The sequence below is a fragment of the Fulvivirga sp. M361 genome (assembly GCF_007097395.1).
In the GTDB taxonomy this organism is placed as follows: domain Bacteria; phylum Bacteroidota; class Bacteroidia; order Cytophagales; family Cyclobacteriaceae; genus Fulvivirga.
Map to the genome: position 1 here is coordinate 1 of NZ_VKDC01000068.1, position 7,681 is coordinate 7,681.

The 7,681-nt window shown below is 40.3% G+C and carries 6 protein-coding genes and 1 pseudogene; all 7 read left to right on the top strand.

Features of this window, described 5'->3' with window-relative positions:
* On the top strand, positions 1 to 1,684 hold a 1,684-nt coding region (locus FNH22_RS31245; RefSeq protein ID WP_143402471.1), incomplete at its 5' end, for a peptidase domain-containing ABC transporter.
* A 46-nt stretch (positions 1,685 to 1,730) separates the two neighbouring features.
* Entirely contained in the window at positions 1,731 to 3,113 is a 1,383-nt protein-coding gene (locus FNH22_RS31250; protein ID WP_143402472.1) for an HlyD family secretion protein, read from the top strand.
* A 1-nt stretch (position 3,114) separates the two neighbouring features.
* A complete protein-coding gene (locus tag FNH22_RS31255; RefSeq protein ID WP_185154524.1) occupies positions 3,115 to 3,915 on the top strand; it encodes a galactosyltransferase-related protein in 801 nt (266 codons plus the stop codon).
* A gap of 12 nt (positions 3,916 to 3,927) precedes the next feature.
* Positions 3,928 to 4,977, top strand: a complete 1,050-nt coding sequence (locus FNH22_RS31260; RefSeq protein WP_143402474.1) for a hypothetical protein — start codon at positions 3,928 to 3,930, stop codon at positions 4,975 to 4,977.
* Between the two features lie 17 nt (positions 4,978 to 4,994).
* Positions 4,995 to 6,506, top strand: a complete 1,512-nt coding sequence (locus tag FNH22_RS31265; protein ID WP_143402475.1) for a sulfotransferase — start codon at positions 4,995 to 4,997, stop codon at positions 6,504 to 6,506.
* Positions 6,503 to 7,294, top strand: coding sequence for a sulfotransferase (locus tag FNH22_RS31270; protein ID WP_143402476.1), 792 nt, complete (start codon positions 6,503 to 6,505; stop codon positions 7,292 to 7,294). Before FNH22_RS31265 ends, FNH22_RS31270 begins: the two co-directional genes overlap by 4 nt.
* A 265-nt stretch (positions 7,295 to 7,559) precedes the next feature.
* Positions 7,560 to 7,681, top strand: a pseudogene (locus tag FNH22_RS32790) (transposase); the annotation flags it as partial.

The window sequence follows — 7,681 nt, forward strand, 5'->3', positions numbered from 1 at the left end:
ACATCAGAAATACCTGGCTCAGGTATTTCTGGGTATGCTGGCAACCATACTAATGGGGCTTCTTACCCCGTTTATCCGGCAATCGATTGTAGATTTTGGAATCCTGGGGAACAATATGCCATTTATCAATACAATGCTGGTGGCTGGAATTGTGCTTACCGTAAGCTCTACCGGAGCGGGATTTATTCAGAGCAGATTAATGCTTTATGTATCAGAGCGTATCAGTATGGGTATGGTGAGTGATTTCTTGCGAAAGGTTCTCAAGCTGCCAATGCCGTTTTTCGAACGAAAAACGGTAAGTGATATATTGACAAGAATTGGAGATCACGGCAGGATACAGTCGTTTATCATGAGCACTGTCCTGGGAGTTGGCATAAACCTCCTGCTTATCATTGTCTATGGCTCTATGATGTTTTATTATGAGACCAACATGTTTCTGGTCTTCATCGCAGGCAGTGCCATTTATACTGGTTGGATATTTCTTTTTGTAGGAAAAAGGAAAAAGCTGGATAATCAACTTTTTGAAATCAGAAGCACCAATAGTAATGATTTATTGGAACTGCTTGAAAGCGTTAACGAAATCAAGTCCAACAACATCGGTGACAAAAGGCGATGGAAATGGGAGCTTAGCCGTTTTAAAATCTATGGCCTGAGAGTGAAAAATATGAACCTCAATCAGGTGGAGGCTACCGGGGCTACATTTATCCTTAAAATGCAGAGTGTTTTCCTGACTTACATAGCCGCCTCAAATGTAATCAATGGTTACATGACCCTCGGAATGATGATGGCCGCACAGTACATTTTAGGGCAGCTAAGTGGACCTATATCCGGAATGATTGGATATGTGCATTCTATCCAATTTGCAAAACTAAGCCTGCAAAGAGTTAACGAAATAATTTTAGAAGAAGAGCCAGAGAAATCTGTCTCTACGATGGATGTGCCGGATGATAAGACCATTGATATAAAGCATCTCGATTTCCATTACAATCCAAACATGGAAAAGGTACTTGATGACATCAACATTGTCTTTCCGGCGGGTAAAGTCACAGCCATTGTAGGAGAAAGCGGAAGCGGAAAAACTACGTTAATGAAATTGTTGTTGCGATTCTATGAACAGAGCATAGGCGAGATCAATATAGGCGGATATCCTCTGGATGAGATCGACCTGAATCGATGGAGAGATAAGTGTGGATCTGTATTGCAAGACGGAAAGCTATTCAATGACACTATACTTTACAACATAACTTTACAAGATGATGAGAGCGACATTGACAGGAATTTGCTCAATAAAGCGATCAAAGTAGCCCGTATCAAAGGTTTTATAAATAGACGGCCACTGAAACTCTATACTCCAATTGGTTTTAATGGTTCCGGGTTAAGTCAGGGGCAAAAGCAAAGAATTTTGATTGCCAGAGCTATTTACAAGGATCCGGATTTTATCTTCCTGGATGAAGCAACCAATTCTTTGGATGCCAACAATGAAAAAAAGATCTCTGAAAATCTGAATGAGATCATTGACGGGAAAACAGCAATAATCATTGCACACAGGCTCAGTACCATCCGCAATGCGCATAACATAGTTGTTTTGCATGAAGGCAAAGTGGTAGAGCAGGGAAATCATAATGAACTGGTCAATCGAAGAGGAAAATATTATCAGCTTATCAGTAACCAGCTAGAGTTATGATACACACCTTTTTAAGTTCATTGGTAAAAATTTAACCCGGGTAGTTGTGAAAACTAATTCTTTGAATACAGAACCACAAGAGGAGAGATCAAATTCAATGATATCTCAAATGTTGCTGAGACAACAATACAAAGATGAAATTTACAACTACAGACCACCATGGATCTTAAGGTGGGGAGTAACAGTATTTTTTCTCTTTATTGTCACCGTAATTATGGTCTCTTCCTTTATAAAATATCCGGATACCGTGACCGGTAGTGCGGAAATTTATACCATCAATCCCCCGGTAAATCTGGTGGCCACAATAAGCGGTAAGCTTGATTCCATGTTTGTGAGGGAGGGGCAGATGGTAGAAAAGGATCAAAATATTCTTTTATTGGAATCCACTGTCAGGTGGTATGACATCATGCTACTCGAGCAAAAGCTTTCTTTCATTGACTCCCTGTTGATCCAAAAAGACGATACCTCTCCTTTACAAACCAGGTTGTTTAAAGATCAGTTGATACTTGGCGAAATACAAGGTCATTATAGTGAACTAAAAACCAGCTATAATGATCTATGTGATTATCAGCATTTAGCCAATAACTTTGAAAAACTAACCGGCCTGAAAAGACAACTCCACTATCAAAAAGACTACATTTTACAACTCAACAAAAAGAGAGAACTTCTATTGCAAAAAGTGGAGCTGGCAAATAAGAACCTGTTGAGGGATAAACAATTATTCAGTAATGAGGTAATTGCCGAACAGAAATATGATCAAAGCCGGTTGAGCAATGATCTGCTTTTAAAAGAAGAGTTACTGAATTTAGATCTCAACCTCACGACCGCTCTTTCAAAACAGGAATCTCTTGCATTGGATATCAAAAACTTTGTGGTCCAAAATAAAATTGAAGACCACCAGCTATGGTTGCGATTGGAGAAAAGTGTTCAAATGATCAAGACACGGATAAGTGATTGGAAAAAAAGAACTGTAATCAGCTCTCCAATCAAAGGAGTTGTAAGTTTTAACCAGTATTGGAATGAATACCAGTTTGTGAGTTCGGGTGATGTTGTCGCCTCAATTGTACCAAAAGATTCAACCTCGGTAATTGCACGGGTACGCATACCCATTGAAAACTCCGGAAAAGTCAGGAAAGGTCAGAGAGTAAATATCAAGCTGGCAAATTATCCCTTTCAGGAATTTGGTATGCTGATCGGCACAATGGGAGAACTTTCACAAGTTCCTGCAGAAATCCAGCCCAGTGAGTACTACTATAGCTCTAATGTATTATTGAACAATAACGCAATCACCTCCTATGGCAATGAGCTTCCCAGGGTACAACAGCTAATAGGCACTGCGGAAATTATGACAGATGATCTTAGTCTTTTAATGAGATTTTTTAGTCCCCTCAGAGCAATAATTGATGAACGAATATTAAATGACAGTTGATATGAGTGCTAAACCTAATTTACTTGATACAACATTCCTATTTCCAGTAAGAATCGATTCTATAGACAGGTTGGAAAATATCTGTCATGTTATAGAATTTATCAGGAGTAATTTTGTGACGAATTTTTTGGTGCTGGAAGCAGATCGACTTAACACCAAGCTGCTACAGAAATTGCTTCCGGAAGTAGTCTCTTTAAAATTTACTGAGGATTTAGATCCTGTTTTTCACAGGACTTACTATATCAATCAATTAGTGAAAATGGCTACAACACCCATTGTTGCCATTTGGGATGCAGATGTATTGGTAACAAAAACTCAGATAGTTAAAGCAGTTGAATCCATCAGGACGAGGAACGCCAGTTTCGTCTCTCCTTATGATGGTCTCACGTTTGATACCTCTAAAATAGTGAGAGAACTGTATTTTAAAAAAGGAGATTACTCGGTGCTGGAAAGGAACAAGGGTAAAATGAATAAGATCTATGGTCCTGATCATGTAGGAGGTTGTTTCTTTGCCCGCCGGCAGGATTATATTGATTCCGGACTGGAGAATGAACGTTTTTATGGCTGGGGACATGAAGATGGTGAAAGAGTAAACAGGTGGAAAATTCTTGGATACCAGTTTACAAGAATTGACGGCTGCATGTTTCATTTGACCCATAGCAGGGGATTAAATAGTGGCTATCACACCAATAAACAGGGGGAAATAAAAAAATATGAGTTAGTACGACTGGCACAATTGACACGTAATGAAATGCTAAAGGAAGTCAAAAGCTGGGATGAAACCAGATTGAGTGAGTTTTAAAATAACAACATAATGATGGAAATAACTAAGGATCAGCTATTGCAATTTAGTATTCAAATCGTACAGCAACATTTTTCCAAGACTAAGACCATTGGACTAATGCATGGAAAAATGGGGATAGCTCTGAGCCTGTATCATGCGCAATCTCTTGTGCCGGAAATACCAATGTCCCAGCCAGACGATCTGATCGATGAAGTATATCAAAATGTTAACAATCACCCTGCCCTGGATTTTGCAGAAGGTCTGGGGGGTATTGGCTGGGGGCTGATGTATGCGTTGAAACAGAAATTTGTTGCCGGAGATGCAGATGAATTATTGGTGGATCTTGACAAGAAATTTAATTTATCCCTGATTTACAAAAAACCGCATCGGTTGTGCCTGTCTGATGGAATGGCGGGATATGGTTTTTATTTTCTTTCCAGAATACAGGTAGATGGCGGCCATGAGGAACATTTTGCCACCATAACCAACAAATATTGTCTGGAAAAGATTGTACAGGAATTAGAGTTATTACTAACCAATCAAAGTTATAGTATCCCTGAGCCGGATGATTTTTCACTGTTCTGGGATTTGCCGGTACTGCTGTTTCTGCTAGGTGAATGCATTGCAGAAAACGTTCGTGCCAAAGTTGTAACAGGAATGGCCGAAAAGATCATTAGGGGTATCGGAGATAAACCATCTTTAAGAGCTTCTTCCAGGTTGCTGCTTTCCCTTGCATTGAAATATTTTCATTTAAGAACCGGGATAAACTTTGAAATTGAAGGGTGCACTGTAAAGACCTCAAGCGATCACGAGATCTGCGAGGAACTGCATGACAGGTTTAGCATCAACGGTCTGGCTGGTATAGCCTTGCTTTATCACATTATTTATCAACTTAACGGGGATCCTGAAATGCGACAGCAAGCTGAACTTTGGTTACATCGTGCCGGCGACGCTCTTGGTTATATTCAAGCCAGTAATAAGGAAACGCTACTATCAGAAAACCTTGGTCTGGCGAATGGTATTTCCGGATTTATCCTTGCCTACTCTATACTTAAAACTCAGAAAATGATCAATCTCTAATAACGATTTTGACCAAAATGAAAAACAAACAATACATTTATGTGCTGTCAAGTATGAGAGCCGGTTCTACATTGCTAAAGTCACTATTAGCTACGAGAGAAGAAATAGCTGACCTGCCCGAAATACCTGTTCAACTGGCAGATGAAATCGCTTCTTTTACCCCCGAGCCTATGATATTGATCAAGTGCCCCAGGAATTACCCAAATACAAACTATCCTTATTTTCAGTTTCATCAGGATTCAAAGATCATTGTTTTGATCAGGAACCCCTATGACACCATCCTTTCCTTACACAAAATGAATCTGGTAAACCACTTTCATAATATCCACTGGTACAACGAGGAACGACTATTGGATTATTGGATAGCTACCTATTATTCACTGGTAAAGAATATAGACTTTCAGGCACAAAATGTACACCTTGTGCGGTATGAGGATCTTACGCAATCCCCTGTTGCCACGACTGAAGCTATATTCAAATTTTTGGGTACCTCGGATACCTCAGGGACCAATACCTACTCTAATCCTAAGGGATACCCATGGAAATGGGGATTTGGAGATGGCGGAGATGTACTGAAACAACTAAAAGTTGTATACAAGCGAAGCAAAGGCCTTAACAAGAAACTGCTGAACCTAATAGGTGAATCTGATGCTGTTCAACAGCTACTGACCAACTACGGATATAAAAATTTGGCTGCTACGGGTGGAAGGAAAAAGAAAAAACTTGCAGGTTTGATGACTCTTATTTATCCCAGAATGGAACTGGATCACATTGAAGAGTGGATTGGGCATCATGCTGGTCTGGGTATAAACTACTTTTGGATATGCAACCATGGTGACTTTGTTCAGGATCCGCAGTTTGGTGATTATCAAACAAAAACCTGGACAAAAAAGCCAGAAGCTAATTATAATCTTCACCTGAACGACCTGGAGATTCAGGATCAGCTAAGTGATGTATTAAACAAATGCAGAAAAAAGTACGCAGCAGCTATCTCATTAATACCAGTCCAGGCCTCCGAGTATGGCGTTGCTCATGATCAGGTAATGATCTCCGAACAAATAGTGTCTTTGGCAAAAGAGCAAGTAGAGTGGCTTGGTTTTTTTGATGTAGACGAGTTGATAGTTGGAGACTTGCAGGAATTACTATACCTAGAGCACGACACGGCAATTGTTACGATTTTCCAAAAAGTATTTGATAATCGGTGGAAAGATCATAAACCAGTTGCCATGAAATCAATTGTTAACCATTACGGGGTAGTAGAATTCAACAACAAAATTTTTGCAAGGACAAATCGCATATGTAAGTGGTATCCAAGTGTTCACTATATTGGTAAAGAATATAGAACAGGGAAGGCGGGTACCGTGAACCCGGACCTTTTGAGGTTTCATCATTTCAGAGGAACAGATATACCAGCTACTGAAGCGACCCATCCAAATAACCTATCACGATATGCTCAGTTAACTTTACAAGAGGATGCTGATAATTCGCATGCCTTACTACCACTTGGTGTCACCCGCAGATCGCTATGAAAAATCACAGGCATGTATTTATTTGCGGGTTACATAGAAGTGGCACCACTATCCTGCATAATATTATCAGCTCATCCGAGCAGGTAAGTGGTTTTGCGAATACAGGAGCAATCATGGATGAAGGGCAACACTTACAATCTGTTTATGAAAATGCAAGATGTTATGGAGGACCGGGAGCCTTCTGCTTCGATTCCCGTGCCAGACTTGATGAAAGGAGTGAACTAATTACTGATGTTAATAAGCAAAAATTGCTGAAAGACTGGGGGCAGCATTGGGATCTCAATAAGCCCGTACTTTTAGAGAAGTCTCCTCCTAATCTCATAAGAACCCGTTTTCTGCAAAAACTATTTCCCGGCGCTTACTTTATTGTCATCGTGAGGCATCCCATTCCAGTTTCGCTGGCAACTATGAAAATGACAATAAAGTCTGCAAATCATCAGTTCCCCTCCTTACTGGAACATTGGCTTGTGGCCCATAAGATTTACCTTGAGGATCAACCATATTTAAAAAACCAATTTTTAGTAAGCTATGAAGACATGATCAAGCGTCCCACACACATACTGGGGGCCTTGGAAAGGTTTTTGAATATTAAAATACCTCATACTGATCAACTTACCGATAAAAATAAAAAATACTGGGCACACTGGGTGAAGGAAAGCAGGTTTGGAGAAAATTTTGATGAGTATCAGGTTCATTTAATAAATCACTATGAAGAGCACTTTAATCATTTTGGTTACAGCTTGCTGGATCCTGAAAAGTTTCCCGTCCAATGGAAAAAAGGGATTTAACTTTGATATCCAGGCTGTGGTTAAGGAATGTGAAAAGATGCAGTGAAGAACAGGTATACCCATTGCAGTTTAAAAATTCATATAACAACACACATTTGCCACTCTCCTTCCCTGCACCAACGTTCCTCGCTGCGGCATGGTGATTCCTCGGACAAGGTATCTCCCATCGTGACGAGTGGCAAAAGAGTGTTCCAAAACCCTCCCTACTGCTTGTATAATTTCCTTGCCTTAAGAAAACCGTTAGCCAGCCCATTCAACCGAAGCCCCTGCTGAGTTTTATGTCAAGCGCTATGTACGCCCGAAGTATGCTCGTCCCAACGGTGGGGGTATCCTCATTGGCCAGCTCCCCGAGCGGGTCATTGACAAAGGGATTCCTTCTGATGGGTT